Genomic DNA, 21,212 nt, shown 5'->3' with positions numbered 1-21,212 from the left:
TTTCACAGGCCGGTTTGCAATTCTCATAGCTGTGTTCGCCCACAGCGCCAAGACGGGGAGAGCAAGGCCGGCCTCTCCTCAAACAGAGCTTGTTCATGCCCACCCTCGTTCATCATCCTCTTGATCCCGCTTCGCGCCTCATCCGGCTGATGTGCGCCGAATATGGCGTGCCGCTGGACCTGGAGGAGATCAAACCCTGGCTGCGCGAGGAGGCCCTGCTCGAACTCAATCCAGCCGCGACCCTGCCCATTCTGTTCACCGACAGCGAAGACGCCATTATCGGCATCATGGCCAATATCCATGCGGTGGAGGATTTTTATACGCCCGACGCGGTGGGCGGGTTGTTTCCGGCCGATCCGCTGGCGCGCTCGGAAATGTGGCGTCTGGTCGAATGGGTATTGATCAAGCTCAATGACGAAGTGACGCGCTATCTGGTCGAGGAAAAGATCGCCAAGCGCGATATTCGCGGCGCCACGCCCGAGCCGTCGGTGCTGCGCGCCGCCAAGGCCAATCTGGGCGAACACCTGCTCTATTTCAACTGGCTGCTGGCCAGCCGCAACTGGCTGGGCGGCGACGAACTCAGCCTTGCCGACTTCGCCCTCGCCGCGCATTTTTCGACGCTGGACTACATGGGCGACATCGATTGGTCGAAAGTGCCGGTGGAGACGCGCGACTGGTATTCGGCCATCAAGTCCCGCCCGGCCTTTCGCACCCTGCTCAACGACCGCGTCGTCGCCATGCCGCCGTCCAAGGGCTATGCCGATCTCGATTTCTGACACGCGGTGTCAGGGTGTCGTCACCGCCCGGCTTGTCCGGCAGGTCCATGCTAGGATAGGCAGATGGATTGCCCGGCCGCGCCGGGCAATGACGAGCGCGGATGGATTTCGTTCATGGCGACAGACGCCGCAGAAAAGCTCATTGCCGAACTCAAGACCCGCGCCGAGGCCTTGGGTTTTGATGCCTTTGGCATTGCCCGCGCCGATTCCCGCCCCGACCTGCCGGAAAAACTCTCCCATGCGCTGGCCGCGGGCTGGCATGCCGATATGGTCTGGATGGCGGAAACCGAGGCGCGGCGCGGCGATCCGCGCCGGCTCTGGGACGAGGCTCGCTCGGTCATTCTGCTTGGGATCAATTATGGCCCCGAAGCCGATCCGATGACGCTTCTGGCCGAGAGTGATATCGGCAATATTTCCGCCTATGCCCGCAATCGCGATTATCACGACATCATCAAGGGCCGGCTCAAGGAATTGGCGGGCCTGTTGGCGCGGCGGAGCGGGGCAGGGGTCAAGGTCTTCGTCGATACCGCGCCGCTGATGGAAAAGCCTCTGGCCGAGGCGGCGGGCCTGGGCTGGCAGGGCAAACATTCGGTATTGGTCAGCCGCCAGTTCGGCTCCTGGCTGTTTCTGGGGGCCATTCTCACCACGCTGGACCTGCCGCCCGATGCGCCGGGCAAGGACAATTGCGGCTCCTGCACCCGCTGCCTCGATATCTGCCCCACCAATGCCTTTCCCGCCCCGTTCCGGCTCGATGCCCGAAAATGCCTCGCCTATTATTCCGTTGAACATAAAGATCAAATTCCGCGTGAGTTCCGCCGCCCCATGGGCAATCGGGTCTATGGCTGTGACGATTGCCTGGCCGTCTGTCCCTGGAACAAATTCGCCTCGGTGAGCCGGGAGGCGAGGCTGCGCAGCCGGCCCGAATTCGAGCGACCATCCCTGGCGGACCTGGTGCGATTGGACGATGCGGCCTTCCGTGATCTGTTTTCAGGATCGCCGGTCAAGCGGATCGGCCATGCCCGTTTCCTGCGCAATGTCTTGATCTGCATCGGCAATTCGGACAATTGCGCCTATATCGACGCCGTCGAGAAGCGGCTTGACGATGCTTCGCCACTGGTGCGGGGCGCGGCGATCTGGGCGCTGCGGCGGCTCGACCCGGACCGGGCCGATACGATAAGACAGGCGCGCCTGGCGCTCGAACAAGACGAGACCGTCCGGGCGGAATGGGATGGCGCAGTGTGATGCAGGCATTTTTCTTCGGTCTCGGTTTTTCCTCGCAGCGCGCCGCCCGGATCATGCACGAGAGCGGGCAATTCGCTGACATATCGGGAACGGTGAGAACCCGCGACAAGGCCAATGCGTTAACGGATTGTTATCATCGCGCGCTGGTTTTCGACGGCACGCAGCCGGGCCCCGAGGTCGGGCCGGCGCTGCAATCGGGAACCAGTCACGTCATCCTCTCGGCCGCGCCCGATGCCGAGGGCGATCCGGTGCTGCGCCATCATGCCGCCGACCTCGATGCCGCCCCCGACCTGCAATGGCTCTGCTATTATTCCACCGTCGGAGTCTATGGCGATTTCGGCGGTGACTGGATCGATGAATCCGCGCCCCTCGTGCCGCGCAATATGCGCTCCGACTATCGGGTCATCGCCGAGCAGCAATGGCGCGATTATGCCGCCCGGCGCGGCGTCAGGCTGGCGATCCTGCGACTGGCGGGCATTTATGGGCCCGGCCGGTCCAGCTTCGATAAATTGCGCGAGGGCAGTGCGCGGCGGATCATCAAGCCCGGCCAGGTGTTCAACCGCATCCATGTCGATGATATTGCCCGCGTCACGCTGCTGGCGGCCGAAAAGCGGCTTGATGGCACCTTCAATCTTGCCGATGACGAGCCGGCGCCGCCCCAGGACGTCATCGCCCATGCGGCGGGCCTGATCGGCATGGAGGTGCCGCCGGACCTGCCCTTCGAGACCACGGCCATGACCCCGATGCAGAAGAGCTTTTACCGCGACAACAAGCGGGTCTCCAATGGCGCCATCAAACGGGCGCTGGGCATCGAGCTTTTATATCCCGATTACCGCGCCGGGCTGGCGCAGATCCTGGAGAGCGAGAAATGAGCGTCCAGCCAGCGAAAGCCGCGCCCCAACCGATCATCCTCGATGGACTCTATGTGCGCCTGGAGCCGATCGACATGCGCCACGCGGCTGATCTTTTTGCCGTTTCCACCCTGCCCGGCGGGGCCGAGCGCTATCGCTGGCTGCTCTCCGACGCCCCCGAAAGCGTGGCGGCGATGGAGCAGCGGATCGCAGCGGCCAATGCCGGCCCCGACCGCCATGTGGCGGTGATCGACAAGGCCAGCAACAAAGCCGTGGGCCAACAGGGCTGGATGCGCATCCGCCCCGAACACGGCTCCATCGAAATCGGCGGCGTCCATTGGGGCCTGCCCATGGCGCGCTCGCGGCTGGCCACCGAAGCCTTCTATCTGTTCGCTCGCCACGCCTTCGACGATCTTGGCTATCGGCGCTTCGAATGGAAATGCAACGCACACAACGCGCCCTCCAAAGCCGCCGCCCTGCGCTTCGGCTTCACCCTTGAAGGCGTGTTCCGGCAGGACATGATTGCCAAGGGCGAAAGCCGCGATACGGCCTGGCTCTCGATCATTGATGGCGAATGGCCCGCCCTGCGCGCCGAATATGAGCGCTGGCTGGCCCCGGACAATTTCGACGCCGAAGGCCGGCAGAAGACAAAATTGATGACCACGCGGCCCTGAATGGTGTCTCGCGCGTCGGCGGGCATGTCTTTGGTCCGCGATTAGCGCCCTGCCATCGCCAGCACTGCCTGCCGCAGCAGGTCGAGATCCTGATCCCGGCTCAGGCGGTGGTCGCCGTCGGGAATCAGGGTGAAGGTGACCGGGTCGTGCAGGATATGGGCCAGCAATTTCTGCGCATGGGCGGGGGGCACGTCGGGATCCTCGCCGCCCTGCAGGATATGCACCGGGCAGCCGGTTTCGATCACCCCGCCGAACAGTGCATGGCCGGCGCCGTCCGTCATGAAGTCCCGGCTATAGCGATAGGGACCGTCGCCATAGCGGCTGTCGCGCTCGAAAAAGCCCTGGCGGTCGAGATCGCTTTGCTGCGCCGCGCTCATCCGGGCAGGAATGAGCGTCGTCGTGGCGTCGATGGCCGGCGCGATCAGCACCAGCCCCTTGAGCGGGATGCCCCTGGCCAATTGCCGCCGCGCCAGCAACAGGGCGATCCAGCCGCCCATGGAGGAACCGCAGACGATTTGCGGACCTTGCGTGCGCTCAAGCACCGTCTCGGCCTCTTCCAGCCAGCGGCTGATCGTGCCGTCCTCGAAGCGCCCGCCCGAAAGACCGTCGCCCGAATAGTCGAAGCGGGTAACGGCGAGGCCCTGTTCGGCGCCGAGGGCGTCGAGCGCCGTGGCCTTGGCGCCCGCCATGACCGAGCGGAAACCATTGAGCCAGAACAGGCCGGGCCCGCCGCCGGGCCGCTGCTCCACGGCAATCTCGCGCCTCTCGGAGCCCGTGCCGAGCGAAAGACGAAACCGATTAAGGGAACTCATGGGCGCAACGGGACTTTCTCTCGAGGAAATATTGGCGTCTCCCCAGCGCAACAGCTAAGAAATCGCATGCCGCGCCAGTTGACTTCTTGAGCCGCTACCACGATTTTAGGGCCGATTTCAGCCCCTCCTCACAACAGAATAAGGAAAGCTTGCCATTCGCCGTCCCATGAGACCCGTTGCGCCCCAGAAAGATGGGCCGCTTGCCAACGAGGATATCACCAGCCCCGACGTTCAGCTCATCGATGCGGAAGGGGAAAACCGCGGCATCGTGCGTACGCGCGAGGCGCTGGCCGAAGCCCAGGAACAGGGTCTCGACCTGGTCCTGATCGCCGCTAATTCGCAGCCGCCGGTCGCCAAGATGCTCGATCTCGGGCGCTACAAATATGCCGCGCAGAAAAAGGCGGCCGAAGCGCGCAAGAAGCAGAAGGTGATCGAGGTCAAGGAAGTTCAGATGCGTCCGAACATCGATGACCACGACTACGAGACCAAGATGAAGGCGGTGCACCGCTTCCTCGGCGAGGGCGACCGGGTCAAGGTGACCCTGCGCTTCCGTGGTCGCGAAATGGCCCATCAGGACATCGGCATGCAATTGCTGCTCAAGGTTCGCGAGCAGACCGAAGCCGTGGCCAAGGTCGAAAGCCAGCCGCGTTCCGAAGGCCGCCAGATGGTCATGGTGCTGGCGCCCAAGTAAGGCGGCACAAGCGATGAAATGCAGAAGCGGGTCGAAAGGCCCGCTTTTTTCATGCGCCTCCGCTGCCCAGATCCGGCCCGGCCAGAAAGGGCATGATGTCGACCCCATCGCCGGGAAAGACGGAAAAATGCGGATGGTCGCGGAATAGCTGCGCCGCCGCCTCGATGGTTTCGGCCTCGACGATGACATAGCCGCAGAACTGGTTGCTATGCGGCCCGATCCCGTCCCCGGTCACGCGCAGGGTCTTGCCCACCATGCCGCCATGATTGGCGAGAGCGCTGGCATGGCGCTGCTCCCAATCCGTCCAGAGCGGCAGGCCGGTGGCGTCGATCCGCTCCTGCTCGGCCTTGGGCAGGGCGTAAAAGCGGGCCAGGTTTTCCGGAGACATCGTGTAGACGGCAAGAAAGTAGGGCATGGACATCCTCCCAATGCTGGAGGAGAGCATATTCCATCGGGCCGAAAAGCAAATTCACGGTTTTCGCAGAAAATCCGGTCAGGACCCTAATATTGCGCCGACCTCTGTCTTCATAGGAATGGCGGGCTGGGCGCCGGGCTTGAGGCAGGCCAGGCTCCCGGCCACAGCGGCGCGGCGCATGGCGGCTTCGAGATCAAGGCCGGCATCGAGCGCGGCGGCAAGATAGCCGCAAAACGTATCGCCCGCGCCAACCGTATCGACCGGATCGACCTTGTGGGCGGGAACGGCGATGGCGCCATCCGGGGTTGCGGCGCGCGCGCCGTCGGGCCCCAGGGTCACGACGATGATGCGGCCGGTCTGCTTGACCCAATCGGCCATGGCCGCATCCAGCTCGTCGATGGGGCGGCCCGAAAGCAGGGAAAATTCGGTTTCATTGGCGATGACGATGTCGGCCATGGGTGCCAGTGCGGCGGTGTCTTCGAGATAGGGTGCGGTATTGAGCACGCTGCGCGCGCCGCGCTGGCGGGCGATTTCGAGGGCGCGTCGCGTGGCCGCCTGCGGCACTTCCTGCTGCACCAGCACGATGTCGCCCTCGGCCAGAGCGGCAAGGCCGCGCTCGGCATCGTCCGGGCCGATCGTGCCATTGGCGCCGGGCAGGATGGCGATGACGTTTTCGCCCGCCGCATCGACAAAGATCATGGCAATGCCGGTGGCTGCCTCGGCCTGGCGCAGGTCGGAAAGGTCCACCCCGCCCGCGCGCAGCAGGCCGGTGGCGAGGTCCGCGAAAGCGTCATTGCCTACGGCGGAGACATGGCGCACTTCGGCTCCGGCGCGGCGCGCCGCCAGCGCCTGATTGGCGCCCTTGCCGCCGGCGGCCATGGAAAAGGTTCCCCCCGCCACCGTCTCGCCCGGCTTGGGCAGGCGGGAAACGGTGCCGATCTGGTCGAGATTGGTGGAGCCGAAAACGCTGATCATTTCAGAATCTTTTCTATCGTGTTCCAGTTGCGCATCGTGTCGAGATTGCCTTTGTCGAGCACGGCGTAAAGGGGTTTCAGCACATCTTCGACATGCTCGGTATAGCGGCCATTGGGCTGTTTGTAGGCGGCGATGTAAAGCTCGCGCATATCCACGCGCAGGATTTCGGTGTCGCCCGGCCGGTCCTCTATGTGCAGCTTGGCCGGCAATGGCCGTTCAAAGAGCAGCACATGCCGGGTGAGATCGGCGAAGGGATCGAGCGCGACGAAGGGATTTTGCGCCAGCATGGCCTGCAATTGGACGTCCGAGCGCAGGACCACGCCAACCTTGAAGTCGAATTGATCGGCAATGGCAGTTTCAAGGCGCTGGCGGATTTCGGCTTCGCTGCCCTCGGCAGTGACAAGGACATTGCCGCTGGCCAGCACGGTCTTCACCGCCTCGAAGCCGGCGGTTTCCAGACAGGCCTTGAGGTCGGCCATCTTCATCTGCCGCTTGCCCAGATTGATGCCGCGCAGGAACGCGCCCCAGCGCGCCATCATTCCCGCTCCTGCTTCTGGGGATAGATGGTCTCGCCGCGCGCCAGCATGGCCACCAATGTCGCGATCTTCTTTTTCCGGCCCGCCGCGGTCTTGAGGCTGATGGTACGGAAGGTGAGGGCGAAACGGTTCTGCGCCGTCAATCGATCATAGGTCCGTTGCGCCGCCGGATCGGCGGCGATGGCGGCCAGAAGATCGTCGGGCGGGGTCTGGGTCGTGGCATAGGCGGCGTCCCAGCGGCCATCGTTTTGGGCGCTTTCGACATGGGCCAGGCCATGTTCGGTCATCAGCCCCGCTTCTTTCAGGCGGGCGACATTGTCGCGATTGACCCGGCTCCACACCGATTTCGGACGGCGCGGGCAATAGCGCTGGACGAAGGAAATCTCATCCCAGCTTTTCTTGATGGCGTCGATCCAGCCCCAGCACAGCACGGCATCGATAGCTTCGCCCGGGCTGATCGTGGCATGGCCCGAGCTTTTCTTGTAGATGCGGATCCAGATCTCGTCGGCGCTGGCATGATGTTCGGCGAGCCAGTCGTAAAAAGCCGAAAAATCGGCGAATTCGCGCAGTTTCTCCTGTGGAACCGCGACCGGCGCCATGGCTCAGGCTTCCACCGTGACCGGCGGATCGGGCAGGAGCCGCATCAGCGCCGGTTCCAGCCGCTCGTCATTGGGCAGGACCAGTCCGAAATCCTCGGTCAGCACCGAGCGCAACGCCTCGATACTGGTCAGCAGGCGCTGCTCCTTGTCGCCGTCCACGGGCTGGATGGTAAAGGTCGCGCCCGCCAGCTTGAGCCGCCTGCCGCCGGGCGACAGGCCGACCTTGAGCCCGGTGACCATGGGAGAATCGGGCGCGCCGGCCATGGCCTGATTGGCCGCGGCAATGTTTTCTTCGCTGGCGGCATCGGGCATGAAGGCATAGACCGGCCGCCAATCCTCCCCGATCAGCACTTCGAGCCGCCATTCGGGATCGCCCCCGACCAGCCGGAATGTCTCGTGCGGCGTCGTCTGCTCCACCCCGGCGCGCAGTCGCAGCGGCGCGGTAAGGGTCAGGCCGCCATGGCCGACATCAGCCAGATAGGTCTGGCCGCCGATTTCCACCAGGAGCACCAGATGGCTGGCCCGCTGGTTCTCGGGATCGGTCCACTGGCCGCGCGCCAGCACCGGGCGGACGGAATAATCCAGATCCTCGAGCATGCGCCTAAACAGCAGATTGTGCTCGAAGCAATAGCCGCCACGCCTGTCGGCAAGGAGCTTGCGTTCGAGGCTGGGCTGATCCAGCTTCACGCTCTCGCCCATCAGCGGGGTCAGGTTTTCGAAAGGAATGGCGGCGGGATGCAGCGCATGCAGCATCTCCAGGGTCGCCAATGTCGGGGCGATGGAACCGGCAAACCCGATTCGCTCGAAATAGGCGTTCAGATTGACCTTTTCGGGCATCGACCACCTTTTACGCTGTTGAAACCGGCCTCAATATGGGCAAGCGCGAGGGCTTTGTCACCACGGCGCAAGGTCGCGGATTGCACACAGAGGTGCTTGACAGCCGATGTTCAGGCCGTCGCCTTGCGCACGCGGATCACCACATCGACATGGGAAACTTCCATGCCGGCCGGGGCCTTGGGCAGGGTCTTGAAGGTGACCGCGTCGGGAGGGATGTCGATCATCCGCTGCTCATCTTCCACATAGAAATGATGATGGTCGGAGGTATCGGTATCGAAATAGGAGCGCGCGGCGTCGATGGCGACTTCGCGCAACAGCCCTGCTTCATGGAATTGATGCAGGGTATTGTAGATGGTCGCCAGTGAGACATTGACATTGGCCGTGCTGGCCTCGCCGTGCAATTGCTCGGCGCTGACATGGCGGTGCGGGCCGCCGAACAGCAATTCCGCCAGCGCCACGCGCTGCCGTGTCGGCCGGAGGCCGGCCATGCGGAGAACCGCCGTCAGGCAGGGTTTGCGGGACGGATGAGGCCGGGTGGCGAGGCTGCGGTCAGTCATTGGGCCGGGAATGCTCGTCATGAAGTTCAAAAATCCTGCTTTTCTTATACTGTCGGCAGGTCCGGCGCACAAGTTGCCGGGCTGCCGCAGGCCGGATCGCGCCGCTGGGCTGTCTTGACCCCCAAACCTCACCTCTATACGACACGAGGCTTGAGCGAGAGCGGGGACCATCATGGCTGAGCGGCAACACGCATTTGGATATGAGGAATTGCTGGCCCATGGCCGCGGCGAATTGCCCGGGCAGGGCGATGCCCGCCTGCCGGCTCCGCCCATGCTGATGTTCGATCGTATCACCGAGATCCAGGAAACCGGCGGCGCCCATGGCAAGGGCTTCGTGCGCGCCGAACTGGACGTCAATCCGGACCTGTGGTTCTTCAAGTGCCATTTCATCGGCGACCCGGTCATGCCCGGCTGTCTTGGCCTGGATGCGGTCTGGCAGATGACCGGCTTTTTCCTCTCCTGGATCGGCCAGCCCGGCAAGGGCCGCGCTCTGGGCGGGGAGATCAAGTTCCAGGGCCAGGTGACCGATGACGTCAAGCTCGTCGAATATGGCATCGACCTCAAGCGCGTGATGCGCTCGCGCCTGACGCTGGGGATCGCCGATGGCTGGGTCAAGGCCGACGGACAGGTGATCTACGAAGCCAAGGATTTGCGCGTCGGCCTGTTCACTGACGCCTGAGACATTTGTCGCATGGCGCCAGGTCTTAGCCTGGGGCATCGGCGCTCCTATATTGATGTGATGCAAGTCCAAGCGCGGAACCATCGAATGATTGAAGTGAGACTGAAATGAGACGGGTTGTCGTTACTGGCATGGGTGTCATTTCCTCGATCGGCAATTCCCTCGACGAGGTGACCGAGAGCCTTCGGTATGCCCGGCCGGGCGTGGTCTTTGCCGAGGATTATGCCGAACTGGGCTTTCGCAGCCAGGTCAAGGGCGACCCGCGCCTCGATCCCTTCGAAGTGCTTGACCGGCGCGTCACCCGCTTCATGGGCAAGGGCGCGGCCTGGAATTATCTCGCCATGCAGCAGGCCATCGCCGATGCGGGGCTGGAGCCGGGCGACATCTCCAATCCCATGACCGGCATCGTCATGGGCTCGGGCGGCACCTCCACCCGCACCATTGTCGAGGCGGCGGACATTACCCGCAAGAATAACAGCCCCAAGCGCATCGGGCCGCTGGCCGTGCCCAAGGCCATGGGCTCGACCGCCTCGGCGACCCTGGCCACCTCGTATGGCATCAAGGGCATCAATTATTCCATCAGCGCCGCCTGTGCGACCTCCAAGCATTGCATCGGCAATGCCTATGAGCAGATCATGCTGGGCAAGCAGGACATCGTGTTTGCCGGCGGCCATGAGGATCTGGACTGGACGCTGTCGGACCTGTTCGACGCCATGGGCGCGATGAGTTCGAACTTCAACGCCAATCCGCAAAAGGCCAGCCGCGCCTATGACGCCAATCGCGACGGTTTCGTGATCTCGGGTGGCGCGGGCGTATTGGTGCTCGAAGAGTTCGAACACGCCAAGGCGCGCGGCGCCAAAATCTGGGCCGAAGTGGTCGGTTATGGCGCGACCTCGGACGGCGTCGACATGGTGGCCCCCTCGGGAGAAGGCGCCGAGCGCTGCATGCATATGGCGCTCCGCAACGTCAAGGCGCCCATCGACTATATCAATCCGCACGCCACCTCGACCCCGGTGGGCGATCTCAAGGAAATCGAAGCGCTGCGCGCCGTCTTCGGCAATGAGGACAAGTGCCCGCCTATCTCGGCCACCAAGTCGCTGACCGGCCACAGCCAGGGCGCCACCGGCGTGCATGAATCGATCTTTTCGATCCTGATGATGAAGCATCGTTTCATCGCCGAAAGCGCCAATATCGAAACGCTCGATCCGGCTTTTGCGGATATGCCGATCCTGCGCCAGCGCCGCGACAACGCGGATCTGGGCTATGTGCTCTCCAATTCCTTCGGCTTCGGCGGCACCAATGCCGCTTTGGTGTTCAAGCATCCCGACGCCTGAGGCGTCGGGGGCTTTTCACTCCACCACATTGGATCGCGGTTGCTGGATGGCCCTTCTTGTCCGGGCAATCCAACTCTGTTGCCTTGTGCCAAAGAGCTCTAATAGGCCAGTTCGGTGAAGCCGCCGCCCTTGCCGTCATAGATCAATAGCCGCCCGATCAAGGGCGTGCCGATGCCGGTGATCAGCTTGATCGCCTCCATGGCCATCAGCGCGCCGATAATGCCGGTGACGGGGCTCAGAATGCCGTTCGCCTCGCAGGAGGGCAGCGCGTCGGCGCTGGCATCGTCGGGATAGAGCGCCGCGTGGCGCGGGCCACCCAGATGCGGCGCGAATACGCTGACTTGCCCCGAAAACATCGACACCGCGCCCGAAACCAGCGGCATGCCGAGCTTTTCGGCGGCGGTGGCCACGACATTGCGGGTGGCGAGATTGTCGGTGCCGTCCAGAACCAGATCATGGCCGGCAAGGATGGTTTCGGCATTGCCCGCCAGGATGGGCTCGGCAATGAGCCGGAGCTGCACATGCGGATTGAGGGCCTGCACGAAATCGCCGGCGCTTTCCGCCTTGCCGCGGCCGATCCCGGCGCTGTCATGCAGAATCTGCCGTTGCAGATTGGAGAGCGAGACATTATCGGGGTCGGCAATGCTCAAATGCCCGATCCCGGCGGCGGTGAGATAGGCGATGGATGGACTGCCCAGCCCGCCGGCGCCCACCACCAGAACCCGCGCCGCCTTGAGCTTTTGCTGCCCGGCCCCGCCCATGCCCTTGAGCACCAGATGGCGCGCATAGCGCCGCGTCTCTTCGGGCGAAAGCGGCGGCTCAGAGGCCAAGGGGCACCGCCAGGAACCGGCGGTCCGGTCCCTCGAAACCGCCCGGATAGACCGAAATGATGGCAATGGCATTGGACAAGGTTGTGCCCATGAACGGCGTTACCACGCTATGCAGCCGATAGTCGGTGGGGCAGCCGCGCGAGCGCGGCAGGTTCGTATCGCGATGGACCAGCCGATCCGTGCCGCTATCGGCGAGATTGAGTGCAAAGCCTAGCGGCTCGCTGCCGAAATAATCGGCGCAGGGGCTGGCGGCCCTTGCGGCAAAGCTCGACAGCCGGAGCGTATAGCGCCCTGAAACCTGGCCCGGCAGATAGGTCGGCATGCCGAAGACCAGACTGCGCCCGTCATTGTCGGGGACGCCGTCGCCGATCAAGGCGGCGATCTCGACCGGCACCGCGATGCCGAAGCCCTCGATATGGCTTTTCGCGCTCTCGGCCGCCTCGGCCCGGACCTCGGCGAGACTGCGCGCCTCGCTATCGGCCTGAATGCGGATCGGGCTGCCCAGAACCCAGGAATCGGTGGTCAGGTCGATGACATAGACATTGGCATAGGCAAAGCCGGAGCCGTCCTGGATGCCGAATTCCTCGAAGGCGAAATAGCGGAAATCTTTCGAAAAGCCGATATAATCGATCAGCGCCCGGTCGCCGGCATGGGCGGGCAGGCTCGCGAGGAGCCCAAAAAGGATGGCGGCGAGCCGGGCGAGAAAAATAGCGATGCCGCGCCCCGGCGTTCTAAATCCGTCCCGTCGAGCCAAAGCCGCCCGCACCCCGTTCAGTTTCATCCAGATCATCATTCACCACGAAAACCGGCTGCGCCACCGGGGCGATGACCATCTGTGCGATACGGTCGCCCCGCTCGATTATGAACGATTCTTCGCCCAGATTGATCATGATCGCCATCACCTCGCCGCGATAATCCGCATCGATCGTGCCCGGCGAATTGAGAACGGTAATGCCATGGCGGGCGGCGAGCCCCGAGCGCGGGCGCACCTGCGCCTCATGGCCCAGGGGCAGCGCCATGGCGAAGCCGCAGGGTATGACGGCGCGCCGGCTCGGCTCCAGAACCAGCCTGTCCCCGACCGGGAGGGCGGCGCGCAGATCGGCTCCCGCGGCCAGCGCGCTTGCCGCCGCCGGCAGGGGCAGGCCCTCGCCATGCGGCAGCACTTTCAGGCGGACAATAACGGGTTCCCCCATCAGGGCGCCCGCAGGACGGCGTAAAGCTCGGCGGGAAGATCCAATGTTCCCTGGATCAGATCGAGCATGGGAATCGCGTGGGTGGCGCTCTTGCCGTCGGCCGAGCGGGTCATATTGGTATCCACCACTTCGGCGCCGGCAAAGGAGACGGTGATGTTGTGGCCTTCGAAGAAGGCGAGCATCATCTGCTTGGTCTCTTCATCCATCTCGTCGTCCACGCCCAGTTCCGAGGTCATGTCGGCGGTCGGCAGGGCGACGCGGACCAGGCCCCCGCCCGCATCGGTAAAGCTCACGCCGCCCTCGTTCTGGCCGAGATCGAGATCGGCGAAGGGGCCTTCCTCGACGATGGAACAGGTGGCGCTGCCATCACTATTCTCGCTGAGCGTGCCTTCGTCGCAGAAACCGGCTTCGCTGCTTTCCCCGCTCTCTTCGCTCATCTTGACCATGGCATAGAGATCGGCGCTCATGGTCTGGGTCATGGTGGCGCGGGCCGTTGTCGGGCTGGTAAGGGCGACGTCGATATTGACATCGACACAGGCGCTCAGCCCGATTGCCAGAATGGCCATGCCGGCCAGCCGGCCCAGAGTTTCTATACGCATTGCTGTCTCCCTCATGCCTGGCAGGTGCCGGCTTTGCTCACGTTATGTCGTCGGGATCGAAGGGCTTCAACCCCTGTTCAAGGATTTGCTCAGGCGGCAATGGCCAGGCGCAGCGCCAGAAAGGCAATGGCGGCCAGGGCGATCACGGCCATGCCCAGCGCTGCCAGCATGGCGGTGCGCAGCAGCCCGTCCGGCGGGCGCTGCATCAGGGCGCGATGGTCGGCCATGGTCAATTGCGCCTGCGCGATGAGATCGGGCACGCGGCCCAGCGCCTCGCCGGCCCGGCTGACATGGGAGGCCAGGTCTTCGAGCCGCCCCAGCGGGCCCTCCTCGCGCCGCAGCCAGTCGCCCACCACCGGCTCGGCCACGGTCCAGATGTCGAGTTCGGGATCGAGGTGACGCGCCACCCCTTCGACCAGCACCATGGATTTTTGCAGCAGCACCAATTCGGGCCGGGTGCGCATTTCAAAGAGGTCGGTGATGGCAAAGAGCTGGCCCAGGACCTTGGCCATGGAAATCTCGGTCGCCCGGCGGCCATGCAGCGGCTCGCCGATGGAGCGGATGGCGAGGGTGAAATCGTCCACCGATTGATGGGAGGGCACATAGCCGATGTCGAAATGGCGCTGGGCCACGAGCCGGTAATCGCGGGTGATGAAGCCATAGAGGATGTCGGCGAGGAAGCGGCGCTCGAACTTGCCGATGCGCCCCATAATGCCGAAATCGACCGCGATGACGTCGCCGCTTTTCGGATCGGCGAACAGATTGCCCGGATGCATGTCGGCATGGAAGAAGCCGTCGCGGATGGCGTGGCGCAAAAAGCCCTGCAACAGCTTGGCGGCAAGCGCCTTGCGGTCGATGCCGGCGGCATCGATTGCGTCATGGTCGCGGATCGGAATGCCGTCCACCCAGGTGGTGGTCAAAACGTTCTCGGCCACCTGGTCCCATTGCACCTGCGGGATGCGGAAGCCTTCGTCATTCTTGATGTTTTCGGCCATTTCCGAAATGGCGGCGGCCTCGAGCCGCAGATCCAGTTCGAGCCGCATGGAATGGTCGAGTGTGCGCACCACTTCGGTGGGCCGTAGCCGGCGGCTGGCGGGCGAAAAGGTCTCAGCCAGCCGCGCCCCGGCATAAAGCGCCTGCGTATCGGCGTGAAAACGCTCGGCAACGCCGGGCCGCAGCATCTTGACCGCCACGATTTTCGGCATTTCCCCCGGCTGGCGCAGCTTGGCCCGATGCACCTGCGCGATGGATGCGGCGGCGATCGGGGCGCTGATCTCGGTGAGCTGGCTTGCCTTGGCGCCCAGCGCCGTATCGAGAATGGCGGGCACCAGCGCCGGATCGAAGGGCGGCATGCGGTCCTGCAGGCCCGACAGGTCCGCCGCCGCCTGTGCTCCCACGATATCGGGGCGCGTCGCCAGCGTCTGGCCGAATTTGACGAAACTGGGCCCCAGCTTGTGCAGCGCCGCATTGAGCTTTTCGATGGAGCCGGTCTGGCGGACCGAGCGTCGCTCCACCAACCGCCCCATGGATATGCCCAGCCGCAGCATCGGCGGCAGCGATTCCGCCGGCAGGATGGAGAGCGCGCCCTCGCGGGCCAGCACCCAGCCGGCATGGATCAGCCGGAATGTGGACCCCAGACCCATGCGTCAGAACTTCCAGCCCGAAAACAGCGTGGCGATATTGCCGGTAAAGCTCTGATGCTTGACCCGGCGGAACCCGGCCTGGGCGATCATGGCGGAGAAAGCCGCCGGATCGGGGAATTTGCGGATGGATTCGATGAAATATTGATAGGGCTGGGCATCGCCCGTCACCAGCTTGCCCATGGGCGGGATGACATTGTCCGAATAGAGCCTGTAGACCGCGTCGAACCCCGGCACGTCGACCTGGGAAAATTCGAGCACCAGGAGCCTGCCGCCGCGCCGCAGGACGCGATGCGCCTCGTCCAGCGCCTTCTGGATGCGCGGCACGTTGCGGATGCCGAAGGCGATCGTATAGGCGTCGAAACTATTGCTCTCGAAGGGCAATTGCTCCGCATTGGCCTCGACGAAACTGACCTGTCCCGGATATCGCCAGCTCTTTGCGCGCTCCGCGCCCACCCGCAGCATGTCGGCATTGATGTCGGACACCACGACCTGCGCATAGCCGAGCGAGCGGTTGACGATGCGCTCGCCGATATCCCCGGTGCCACCGGCCATGTCCAGCACCCGATAGGGCCGCGAACCGGATTTGGGTGGAGCCAGTTCGGCCACCATGGCGTCTTTCCAGAGCCGGTGCACGCCGGCGCTCATCAGGTCATTCATCAGGTCGTAGCGGTCGGCCACGTCATGGAAGACCTTGTCCACCAATCCCTGTTTCTCGTCGAGCGCGACAATTCTTTCGCCGAAATGGGTGGTTTGGCCGGGCTGGGTCATGGCAGGAGACCTCGATGGTCGAAGCAATTGCGCGCACCATATATAAGGCGTCGGAAAATGCCCATGCGCAAAGCCGCGCAGGGTGAAGGAGTTTTGTCATGCCTGAATTGCCCGAGGTCGAAACGGTGCGCCGGGGGCTCGAGCCCTGGCTCAAGGGCGCGCGGATCGACAAGGTGACGCTCAATCGGGCGGACCTGCGCTTTCCTATCCCCCAGGGATTGGCGGCGGCGCTCGAGGGCCAGAGGGTGACCCATGTGGGACGGCGGGCCAAATATCTGCTGATGACGATGTCGAACGGCAAGATCTTGCTCAGCCATCTGGGCATGACCGGCTCCTGGCGCTTTGCCGAGCATGGCATCGACAAGCCACCGCGCTATTACGAGCCCGGCACCGAGCCCAAGCACGATCACATGATCTGGCAGCTCAGCCATCCCGAGCATGGCGAAAGCCATCTCATCTATGCCGATCCCCGCCGCTTCGGTTTCATCGACCTCTATGACGATCTAGCGGCGAGCCCCTATCTCGAGGGGCTGGGGCCCGAGCCGCTGGGCAATGATTTCAGCGCCGCCGGCATGGCCGCCGCCTTCCGGGGCAAGAAGGCGCCGATCAAGGCGGCGCTGCTCGACCAGCGCATCGTCGCCGGGCTGGGCAATATCTATGTCGCCGAAGCCCTGCACCGCGCCCATATCCTGCCCGATATCGAGGCGCGCAGCCTGGTGCGGGCCGACGGGGCGCCCAAAGCGGCGCTGGACGCGCTGGCCGGCGCGATCCGCGAGGTGCTGATCGCCGCCATCGAGGTGGGCGGCTCCACCATCCGCGATTTTCGCAGCGTCGAGGGCGCGGGCTATTTCCAGCACAATTTCGCCGTCTATGACCGGGAAGGCGATCCCTGCCCGACCCCGCTCTGCACCGGTATCGTGCGGCGGATCGTGCAATCGGGCCGCTCGACCTTTTATTGCCCCGTCTGCCAGAAGGCGCCTTGATGGCGTTAGCCTCATCGCATTGCCCATGGTCATTGCCCGGCTTGTCCGGGCAATCCATCTCGCGGTATGGACCACCCGGTCCCCGGATCAAGTCCATGGGTGGCCGGATGGTGACGATGGGGCGGGTTGTGAGCGGTGACTTGGGGCATCAAGCCGTCAATCCAGTCCCGAATCCAGTTGACGCCTTCCCCCCTATCCCCTATAGACCCACCGACTTGGCGGCAGCGTGCCGCCGCTTTCATTTTATTCCGGCCTGTATTGGCGCCCCAAGGCGCTAAACCGGCCGGCAAGACGCTCAAGAGGACCAAATGGCCAATACGCCGTCAGCCAAGAAGGCCACCCGCAAGATTGCTGCCCGCACCGCGGTCAACAAGTCGCGTCGTAGCCGCATGCGCACCTTCATCCGCAAGGTCGAGGAAGCGATCACCGCCGGTGATCACGCCATCGCCTTCGCCGCGCTCAAGGCTGCCGAGCCCGAAATCCATCGCGCCGCCGGCAAGGGCATCGTCCATGCCAATCTGGCCTCGCGCAAGGTGTCTCGCCTCAATAGCCGCGTTAAGGCTCTGGCGGTCTGATCGCCCGAGGGCCGCGCCGCTATCGGCACGAGGCCCCGCAGACCTGGAAAGAGGCTCCGAAAGGGGCCTTTTTTGTTGTATGGTAGCAGGGCAAGCTTTTTCGTCGCACTGCTGTCATGTAACCGTTTCACGACAATTCCCTCTTTGATGGAATGTTTGGTGCCGGCGACGGTTTTTTTAAGGACCGCAAAGGTTTGCTTGGTATTTTTCTGATGGTGTCGGGGCTCGGTTTCTCCGGGTTGACCCCATTGGTGGAATAAATTTTTCATCATGCCGGCAGGGACTAGAGGTTTGAATCTGCCTTGAGTCACAGGCCCTTGCCGGAGGGTGGTTTTTCCTGGCGCGGGGTGTGGATTTCCTTCCTTCCGAGTCAAGCCCCTATTTCAACGATTCACGTGTTGCGGGTCCAAATTCGTGCCTCTAATGTACCTTGGCCGGCAAGGAAAACGAGGGGCGGAACCGCCCCACAAAGCGCCGGCCGGGACCGCGAGCGGACCTGGGTTTGGGGCAGTACCGGCGGCAGCGCCGGGGAGTAGTTGCCGATGAAGACTTTGTTGGTCGCGCAGATTTGCGGCCGGCGAAATCAAGATTGGCGGCGTTTGATGGACCACTGGCCGGGTCAGGCCGGGATCAAGGGATAGGTCAATAATAAAGGCGGTGGAGCGACCACCGTCCAGCATGAATGCGCCCGCCTGGCGGGCGCAGGGGCGAAGCCGTGTCCATGGGTCCGAGACGGGCCGGGCAGGGCGGGACAACAAGAGTAATATTGCCGGGCTTTGCGGACCGGGCGGCAACAGAATGGGGCTAGAGACAATGATGCGACAGGCGATTGCGGGAAGAGACGATTTGGCCGATGCCTCCTCCCTTCCTTCTTCTTCAAAAGGCGATAATCCTGTCATGTCCGACGGCTCCTCCGAAACCCAGCGCGATCTCTGGACCCGGGTGCGGGCCCGGCTCAAGGCTTCGGTCGGCGAGGACGTGTTCACGTCCTGGTTCGCGCGGCTCGAACTGGAGGAATTGGTCGACGATCTCGTCCATCTGTCCGCCCCCACCCGTTTCCTCTGTTCCTGGGTGCAATCGCATTATTCGGAACGCATTCTGGAAGCATTCCGCCACGATCTGCCCGACATGGCGCGCCTGCAGGTGACCATGCGGGTCAATGGCCAGGCCCGTCCGCGCATTGCGCCCGTTGCCGAGGCGGCCGCTGAGGCGCCCGCTTCCCAGCTTGCCGAGACCGCCGCCGCTCCAGCCCCGTCCATGCCCGCTGCGCCGCGCCTTGTGCGCGATAATGCCAGGGGTGACGCGCTTTCGGGCAGCGCCATCGATCCGCGCATGACCTTTGACAGCTTCGTCGCCGGCACCGCCAATGAAATGGCCTTCGGCGTCGCCCGCCAGATCGCCAATGCGGCGATCAACAATGCGGTGACCTTCAATCCGGTCTATATTCATTCCACCGTGGGCCTGGGCAAGTCGCACCTGCTCAACGCCATCGCCCATCAGGTTTCCCAGGCCGACCCGTCCAAGAACATCGTCTATCTGACGGCCGACCATTTCATGTACCATTTCATCACCGCCGTGCAGCGCCAGAGCGCGCTCGGCTTCAAGGAATGGCTGCGCCGGGTCGATCTGCTGCTGATCGACGACATGCAATTCCTGCAAGGAAAATCCGCCACCGAATTCGGCCATACCCTGGGCACGCTGCTGACCGGAGCCAAGCAGGTCGTGGTGGCCGCCGACGCGCCGCCGCGCGATCTGGAAATGCTGGACGAGCGGGTGCGCTCGCGCCTGTCGGGCGGGCTGGTCGTGCCGATCTCCACTTTCGATCTCGACCTGCGCCGCGACATCGTGCAGCGCCGCGCCGAGCAGGTGAATGCCCGTTTCGGCATGCAATTTCCCAATGCGGTGATCGATTATATCGCCCGCGCCGTGGTCAGCCATGGCCGCGATCTCGATGGCGCGGTCAACCGCCTCGTCGCCGCCAACCAGCTGACCGGCGAACTCATCACCGTGCCGCTGGCCGAAAAGACCCTGGCCGACCTGATCCGCGCCCGCGACGCCAAGCGCGTCCGCATCGAGGATATTCTCAAAGCCGTGTCCCGCCATTACAAGGTGCCGCGCAACGAATTGCTTTCGGCCCGCCGCAGCCGCGACGTGGTGCGTCCCCGCCAGATCGCCATGTATCTGGCCAAGGCGCTCACCGCCCGCTCCCTGCCCGAAATCGGCCGGCGCTTCGGCGGCCGCGACCACACCACCGTGCTGCATTCGGTGCGCAAGGTCGAGCAGATGATCAAGGACGATATCGAGCTGGGCCAGGAGATCGAACTGCTCAAGCGCATGCTCGAAGAATAGGGATAAACGGCGGCAAAGTGCCGCCTGCCCTTGCCTTTTCGGTTCCGTCTTGCAAATGTCCAAGCCCCGCTTCGTCGGGGTTTGTCGTCTTGTGGACGGCTCCAGGTGCCAGGGTAGGTTGGGAATATGAAAGTCACGCTCGAACGCAATCATCTGCTCAAATCGCTGGGCCATGTGCATCGGGTGGTGGAGCGCCGCAACACCTATCCGATCCTGGCCAACGTGCTGTTCAAGGCCGCTGACGACCGGGTCGAATTGCGCGCCACCGACCTCGATATCGAGGTGACCGAGAGCGTGCCCGCCATGGTGTCCATTCCCGGATCGACCACGGTGCCCGCCCATACGCTCTATGAAATCGTGCGCAAGCTCGCCGACGGGGCCGAGGTCAAGCTCGAGACCGATGGCGGCGAGAACATGGTGCTGACCTCCGGGCGCTCGCGGTTCAACCTCGCCTGTCTTTCTCCCGACAGTTTCCCCGATCTCAAGTCGGGCGCTTTCGCCCATGAATTCGACATCGAGGCCGCCGCGCTGCGCGAATTGATCGAGCGCACCCAATTCGCCATCTCCAATGAGGAGACGCGCTATTATCTCAACGGCATCTATTTCCATGCCGTGGAAAATTCCGCCAATGGCAGCCTGTTCCGCGCCGTGGCCACCGATGGTCACCGCATGGCCCGGGCCGAGATCGCCGCCCCCGCCGGCGCCGAGGGCATGAACGGCATCATCGTGCCGAAAAAGACCGTGGGCGAAGTCCAGAAACTGCTCGACGGCGTCGATGGCACGGTCAGGGTCGAGGTGTCCGACACCAAGATCCGCTTCACCGTCGGCACCGTGGTGCTGCTCTCCAAGCTGATCGAGGGCACTTTCCCCGATTACGACCGGGTGACCCCCAAGAACAACGACAAGCAGATGCTGGTCGATCGCGCCGGCTTCGCCATCGCCGTGGACCGCGTGTCCACCATTGCCTCGGACCGCGGCGGCAAGGCGGTCAAGCTCGCCGCCAGCAATGGCCTGCTCGAACTCTCGGTCACCAATCCCGATCACGGCACGGCCAGCGAGGAAGTGGCGGTGGATTTCGATATTGACGCCTTCGAGATCGGCTTCAATGCCCGCTATCTGCTCGACATTATCGGCCAGATCCGCTCGGAAAACGCCGTCTTCCTGTTCAACGACGCCAATTCCCCGACCCTGGTCAAGGAAGAGGGCGACGCCAATGCGCTTTATGTGCTGATGCCGATGCGGGTCTAGGCGGCGTCCCGCAGGGAAAATCGCTCCAGTGGAGCGATTTAAGACG

General features: G+C 63.7%; 24 protein-coding genes. 11 read left to right on the top strand and 13 right to left on the bottom strand.

Annotated features, from left to right (window positions below; genetic code table 11):
- The first annotated feature begins 95 nt into the window (after positions 1-95).
- The 4 genes from H0482_RS09495 to H0482_RS09480 all read left to right on the top strand — a co-directional run bounded on the left by H0482_RS09495 (position 96) and on the right by H0482_RS09480 (position 3,543).
- Positions 96-776: a glutathione S-transferase family protein gene (locus H0482_RS09495; RefSeq protein WP_193729821.1), complete on the top strand. Its 681-nt coding sequence runs from the start codon at positions 96-98 to the stop codon at positions 774-776.
- A gap of 114 nt (positions 777-890) precedes the next feature.
- The gene (gene queG / locus H0482_RS09490) at positions 891-2,018 is read left to right on the top strand and encodes a tRNA epoxyqueuosine(34) reductase QueG (RefSeq protein WP_193729820.1); all 1,128 of its coding nucleotides are present in this window, start codon (positions 891-893) and stop codon (positions 2,016-2,018) included.
- Positions 2,018-2,890 carry an SDR family oxidoreductase gene (locus H0482_RS09485; RefSeq protein ID WP_193729819.1) on the top strand — a complete coding sequence of 291 codons (873 nt, stop codon included), beginning with the start codon at positions 2,018-2,020 and terminating at the stop codon, positions 2,888-2,890. Before queG ends, H0482_RS09485 begins: the two co-directional genes overlap by 1 nt.
- Positions 2,887-3,543, top strand: coding sequence for a GNAT family N-acetyltransferase (locus H0482_RS09480; RefSeq protein WP_193729818.1), 657 nt, complete (start codon positions 2,887-2,889; stop codon positions 3,541-3,543). Before H0482_RS09485 ends, H0482_RS09480 begins: the two co-directional genes overlap by 4 nt.
- Positions 3,544-3,584: 41 nt before the next feature.
- Here the strand turns inward: H0482_RS09480 and H0482_RS09475 are convergent, their stop codons facing one another.
- Complete coding sequence (locus tag H0482_RS09475; protein ID WP_193729817.1) at positions 3,585-4,355, bottom strand: alpha/beta hydrolase; 771 nt, start codon at positions 4,353-4,355, stop codon at positions 3,585-3,587.
- 154 nt (positions 4,356-4,509) lie between these two features.
- On the opposite strand from H0482_RS09475, the gene infC reads away from it, so the two are divergent.
- Positions 4,510-5,046 carry a translation initiation factor IF-3 gene (infC, locus tag H0482_RS09470; protein WP_193730022.1) on the top strand — a complete coding sequence of 179 codons (537 nt, stop codon included), beginning with the start codon at positions 4,510-4,512 and terminating at the stop codon, positions 5,044-5,046.
- A 49-nt stretch (positions 5,047-5,095) separates the two neighbouring features.
- Here infC and H0482_RS09465 read toward each other — a convergent pair whose 3' ends face one another.
- The 6 genes from H0482_RS09465 to irrA form a co-directional block, all read right to left on the bottom strand.
- On the bottom strand, positions 5,096-5,461 hold the full coding sequence (locus tag H0482_RS09465; RefSeq protein WP_193729816.1) for a YciI family protein: 366 nt from the start codon (positions 5,459-5,461) through the stop codon (positions 5,096-5,098).
- 78 nt (positions 5,462-5,539) lie between these two features.
- The gene (locus H0482_RS09460) at positions 5,540-6,436 is read right to left on the bottom strand and encodes a ribokinase (RefSeq protein ID WP_193729815.1); all 897 of its coding nucleotides are present in this window, start codon (positions 6,434-6,436) and stop codon (positions 5,540-5,542) included.
- Complete coding sequence (locus H0482_RS09455; RefSeq protein WP_193729814.1) at positions 6,433-6,975, bottom strand: DUF1697 domain-containing protein; 543 nt, start codon at positions 6,973-6,975, stop codon at positions 6,433-6,435. The genes H0482_RS09460 and H0482_RS09455 overlap by 4 nt, the downstream gene beginning before the upstream one ends.
- Positions 6,972-7,571: a YdeI/OmpD-associated family protein gene (locus H0482_RS09450; protein WP_193729813.1), complete on the bottom strand. Its 600-nt coding sequence runs from the start codon at positions 7,569-7,571 to the stop codon at positions 6,972-6,974. The genes H0482_RS09455 and H0482_RS09450 overlap by 4 nt, the downstream gene beginning before the upstream one ends.
- Before the next feature lie 3 nt (positions 7,572-7,574).
- Positions 7,575-8,408 carry an arylamine N-acetyltransferase family protein gene (locus H0482_RS09445; protein ID WP_193729812.1) on the bottom strand — a complete coding sequence of 278 codons (834 nt, stop codon included), beginning with the start codon at positions 8,406-8,408 and terminating at the stop codon, positions 7,575-7,577.
- Positions 8,409-8,518: 110 nt separating this feature from the next.
- A complete protein-coding gene (irrA, locus tag H0482_RS09440; protein ID WP_193729811.1) occupies positions 8,519-8,965 on the bottom strand; it encodes an iron response transcriptional regulator IrrA in 447 nt (148 codons plus the stop codon).
- A 172-nt stretch (positions 8,966-9,137) separates the two neighbouring features.
- On the opposite strand from irrA, the gene fabA reads away from it, so the two are divergent.
- Both fabA and fabB read left to right on the top strand, forming a co-directional pair.
- Entirely contained in the window at positions 9,138-9,644 is a 507-nt protein-coding gene (gene fabA, locus H0482_RS09435; protein WP_193729810.1) for a 3-hydroxyacyl-[acyl-carrier-protein] dehydratase FabA, read from the top strand.
- Between the two features lie 107 nt (positions 9,645-9,751).
- The gene (fabB, locus tag H0482_RS09430; RefSeq protein ID WP_193729809.1) at positions 9,752-10,978 is read left to right on the top strand and encodes a beta-ketoacyl-ACP synthase I; all 1,227 of its coding nucleotides are present in this window, start codon (positions 9,752-9,754) and stop codon (positions 10,976-10,978) included.
- A gap of 98 nt (positions 10,979-11,076) precedes the next feature.
- On the opposite strand, the gene H0482_RS09425 is transcribed toward fabB, so the two are convergent.
- The 6 genes from H0482_RS09425 to ubiE all read right to left on the bottom strand — a co-directional run bounded on the left by H0482_RS09425 (position 11,077) and on the right by ubiE (position 16,011).
- Positions 11,077-11,808 carry a HesA/MoeB/ThiF family protein gene (locus H0482_RS09425; protein WP_230989556.1) on the bottom strand — a complete coding sequence of 244 codons (732 nt, stop codon included), beginning with the start codon at positions 11,806-11,808 and terminating at the stop codon, positions 11,077-11,079.
- Complete coding sequence (locus H0482_RS09420; RefSeq protein WP_193729807.1) at positions 11,798-12,589, bottom strand: DUF2259 domain-containing protein; 792 nt, start codon at positions 12,587-12,589, stop codon at positions 11,798-11,800. The genes H0482_RS09425 and H0482_RS09420 overlap by 11 nt, the downstream gene beginning before the upstream one ends.
- Entirely contained in the window at positions 12,540-13,001 is a 462-nt protein-coding gene (gene dut, locus H0482_RS09415) for a dUTP diphosphatase (RefSeq protein WP_193729806.1), read from the bottom strand. The genes H0482_RS09420 and dut overlap by 50 nt, the downstream gene beginning before the upstream one ends.
- Entirely contained in the window at positions 13,001-13,600 is a 600-nt protein-coding gene (locus H0482_RS09410; RefSeq protein WP_193729805.1) for a hypothetical protein, read from the bottom strand. The genes dut and H0482_RS09410 overlap by 1 nt, the downstream gene beginning before the upstream one ends.
- Positions 13,601-13,689: 89 nt before the next feature.
- Entirely contained in the window at positions 13,690-15,243 is a 1,554-nt protein-coding gene (ubiB, locus tag H0482_RS09405; protein WP_193729804.1) for a 2-polyprenylphenol 6-hydroxylase, read from the bottom strand.
- Between the two features lie 3 nt (positions 15,244-15,246).
- Positions 15,247-16,011 carry a bifunctional demethylmenaquinone methyltransferase/2-methoxy-6-polyprenyl-1,4-benzoquinol methylase UbiE gene (gene ubiE, locus H0482_RS09400; RefSeq protein ID WP_193729803.1) on the bottom strand — a complete coding sequence of 255 codons (765 nt, stop codon included), beginning with the start codon at positions 16,009-16,011 and terminating at the stop codon, positions 15,247-15,249.
- 98 nt (positions 16,012-16,109) lie between these two features.
- On the opposite strand from ubiE, the gene mutM reads away from it, so the two are divergent.
- The 4 genes from mutM (at position 16,110) to dnaN (ending at position 21,166) form a co-directional block, all read left to right on the top strand.
- Positions 16,110-16,994, top strand: a complete 885-nt coding sequence (gene mutM, locus H0482_RS09395; protein WP_193729802.1) for a bifunctional DNA-formamidopyrimidine glycosylase/DNA-(apurinic or apyrimidinic site) lyase — start codon at positions 16,110-16,112, stop codon at positions 16,992-16,994.
- 308 nt (positions 16,995-17,302) lie between these two features.
- Positions 17,303-17,569: a 30S ribosomal protein S20 gene (gene rpsT / locus H0482_RS09390; protein ID WP_193729801.1), complete on the top strand. Its 267-nt coding sequence runs from the start codon at positions 17,303-17,305 to the stop codon at positions 17,567-17,569.
- An 897-nt stretch (positions 17,570-18,466) separates the two neighbouring features.
- Positions 18,467-19,918 carry a chromosomal replication initiator protein DnaA gene (gene dnaA / locus H0482_RS09385; protein ID WP_193729800.1) on the top strand — a complete coding sequence of 484 codons (1,452 nt, stop codon included), beginning with the start codon at positions 18,467-18,469 and terminating at the stop codon, positions 19,916-19,918.
- Between the two features lie 126 nt (positions 19,919-20,044).
- Positions 20,045-21,166, top strand: coding sequence for a DNA polymerase III subunit beta (dnaN, locus tag H0482_RS09380; protein ID WP_193729799.1), 1,122 nt, complete (start codon positions 20,045-20,047; stop codon positions 21,164-21,166).
- Positions 21,167-21,212: the final 46 nt, after the last annotated feature.

The organism is Devosia faecipullorum, from assembly GCF_015158295.1.
Classification (GTDB): domain Bacteria; phylum Pseudomonadota; class Alphaproteobacteria; order Rhizobiales; family Devosiaceae; genus Devosia; species Devosia faecipullorum.
This window is presented reverse-complemented; position numbering and strand designations above follow the sequence as displayed.

Excerpts from the sequence above, each read along its gene's own strand:
- H0482_RS09495 (WP_193729821.1), top strand. The coding sequence starts at position 96 with ATGCCCACCCTCGTTCATCATCCTCTTGATCCCGCTTCGCGCCTCATC.
- queG (WP_193729820.1), top strand. The coding sequence starts at position 891 with ATGGCGACAGACGCCGCAGAAAAGCTCATTGCCGAACTCAAGACCCGC.
- H0482_RS09485 (WP_193729819.1), top strand. The coding sequence starts at position 2,018 with ATGCAGGCATTTTTCTTCGGTCTCGGTTTTTCCTCGCAGCGCGCCGCC.
- H0482_RS09480 (WP_193729818.1), top strand. The coding sequence starts at position 2,887 with ATGAGCGTCCAGCCAGCGAAAGCCGCGCCCCAACCGATCATCCTCGAT.
- H0482_RS09475 (WP_193729817.1), bottom strand. The coding sequence starts at position 4,355 with ATGAGTTCCCTTAATCGGTTTCGTCTTTCGCTCGGCACGGGCTCCGAG.
- H0482_RS09465 (WP_193729816.1), bottom strand. The coding sequence starts at position 5,461 with ATGCCCTACTTTCTTGCCGTCTACACGATGTCTCCGGAAAACCTGGCC.
- H0482_RS09460 (WP_193729815.1), bottom strand. The coding sequence starts at position 6,436 with ATGATCAGCGTTTTCGGCTCCACCAATCTCGACCAGATCGGCACCGTT.
- H0482_RS09455 (WP_193729814.1), bottom strand. The coding sequence starts at position 6,975 with ATGATGGCGCGCTGGGGCGCGTTCCTGCGCGGCATCAATCTGGGCAAG.
- H0482_RS09450 (WP_193729813.1), bottom strand. The coding sequence starts at position 7,571 with ATGGCGCCGGTCGCGGTTCCACAGGAGAAACTGCGCGAATTCGCCGAT.
- H0482_RS09445 (WP_193729812.1), bottom strand. The coding sequence starts at position 8,408 with ATGCCCGAAAAGGTCAATCTGAACGCCTATTTCGAGCGAATCGGGTTT.
- irrA (WP_193729811.1), bottom strand. The coding sequence starts at position 8,965 with ATGACTGACCGCAGCCTCGCCACCCGGCCTCATCCGTCCCGCAAACCC.
- fabA (WP_193729810.1), top strand. The coding sequence starts at position 9,138 with ATGGCTGAGCGGCAACACGCATTTGGATATGAGGAATTGCTGGCCCAT.
- fabB (WP_193729809.1), top strand. The coding sequence starts at position 9,752 with ATGAGACGGGTTGTCGTTACTGGCATGGGTGTCATTTCCTCGATCGGC.
- H0482_RS09420 (WP_193729807.1), bottom strand. The coding sequence starts at position 12,589 with ATGAAACTGAACGGGGTGCGGGCGGCTTTGGCTCGACGGGACGGATTT.
- dut (WP_193729806.1), bottom strand. The coding sequence starts at position 13,001 with ATGGGGGAACCCGTTATTGTCCGCCTGAAAGTGCTGCCGCATGGCGAG.
- H0482_RS09410 (WP_193729805.1), bottom strand. The coding sequence starts at position 13,600 with ATGCGTATAGAAACTCTGGGCCGGCTGGCCGGCATGGCCATTCTGGCA.
- ubiB (WP_193729804.1), bottom strand. The coding sequence starts at position 15,243 with ATGGGTCTGGGGTCCACATTCCGGCTGATCCATGCCGGCTGGGTGCTG.
- ubiE (WP_193729803.1), bottom strand. The coding sequence starts at position 16,011 with ATGACCCAGCCCGGCCAAACCACCCATTTCGGCGAAAGAATTGTCGCG.
- mutM (WP_193729802.1), top strand. The coding sequence starts at position 16,110 with ATGCCTGAATTGCCCGAGGTCGAAACGGTGCGCCGGGGGCTCGAGCCC.
- rpsT (WP_193729801.1), top strand. The coding sequence starts at position 17,303 with ATGGCCAATACGCCGTCAGCCAAGAAGGCCACCCGCAAGATTGCTGCC.
- dnaA (WP_193729800.1), top strand. The coding sequence starts at position 18,467 with ATGTCCGACGGCTCCTCCGAAACCCAGCGCGATCTCTGGACCCGGGTG.
- dnaN (WP_193729799.1), top strand. The coding sequence starts at position 20,045 with ATGAAAGTCACGCTCGAACGCAATCATCTGCTCAAATCGCTGGGCCAT.